The sequence below is a fragment of the Mesorhizobium sp. M2C.T.Ca.TU.002.02.1.1 genome (assembly GCF_003997225.1).
This window is the reverse complement of the sequence record NZ_RZTO01001258.1, coordinates 1-1,139: the sequence shown is the minus strand read 5'-3', so window position 1 is coordinate 1,139 and position 1,139 is coordinate 1. Positions and strand designations below refer to the sequence as shown.

The 1,139-nt window shown below is 66.6% G+C and carries 1 protein-coding gene; it reads left to right on the top strand.

Annotated elements, in window-relative coordinates; genetic code table 11:
• Window positions 1-995: IS110 family transposase (locus EOD07_RS35260; protein ID WP_245470617.1), on the top strand; the 995-nt coding region annotated here is incomplete at its 5' end.
• Window positions 996-1,139: the final 144 nt, after the last annotated feature.

The following is a 1,139-nucleotide window of genomic DNA, read 5'->3' as shown; positions in this document are numbered from 1 at the left end:
TGGCCAAGAATGTGTTTCAGGTGCACGGCGTGGATGCGAGCGGGCGCGTGGTGGTGCAGCGTCAACTGCGCCGCGCGCAGGTGGCGAAGTTCTTCGCCGCGCAACCGCCGGCGCTGATCGGGATGGAAGCTTGCGGCTCGGCCCATCATTGGGCCCGCACGCTCAGCGCGCTCGGCCATGAGGTCAAGCTGATGCCACCGGCCTATGTGAAGCCCTATGTCCCGCGCAACAAGAACGATGCCCGCGACGCGCACGGCTGTTGCGAGGCGGTGAGCCGGCCCGACATGCGCTTCGTGCCGATCAAGACAGTCGAACAGCAGTGGGCCAGAGCGCTGCACCGCACGCGTGACCTTCTGGTGCGCCAGCGCACGCAGTTGGCCAACGCCATGCGTGGCATGCTCTACGAGATGGGCCTGACGAGCGCCCAGGGGGCTGCGGGCCTGGAAGCGCTGCTGCGGCGCATCGAGGCTTCGGATGAGGCCATTCCCGAGGCGCTGCTGATCTGCCTGGCGCCGCTGGCCGGGCAATGGCGCGCGCTGGATGGCGAGATCGGTAAGCTGGACAAGCAGATCCTGGCTCAGGTCAGGCAGCAGCAAGCGGCCTTGCGGCTGACGACGATCCCGAGCGTCGGCCCGATCATCGCGCATGCAATCATCGCAGCCATCGGCGACGGTCGTCAGTTCGCCTCGGCCAGGGACTTCGCGGCGTGGCTGGGCCTGACCCGCAAGAGCCATGACACCGGCGGCAAGCACAGGCTGACAGGCCATATCAGCCGCGCCGGCGACAGGGACCTGCGAAGGCTGCTCATTCTCGGCGCCAGTTCCTGGCTGCGTCAGGTCAGGGCCAAGCCCGACAGAGGCTCGCCCTGGATACGCGGCCTGCTGGCCAGGCGGCCGGTCAAGGTCGCGGTCGTGGCTCAGGCGGCCAAGACCGCCCGCATCATCTGGGCGATGCTGAGCTCGGGACAACAATACAGGGCGCCGGTAGCGGCATAGGCCGCTATCGAGGCCCTCAACGAGGTAAGGAGCAAAAAAGCAGCACGGCAAAATGGTCAGGACCTGGGTCGGCAAACTCCGTTGTCGTCATCGCGCTTCCAAAGCGCGCTAGAATGATTGGAACCGATCCGCGTAACCCCTGCG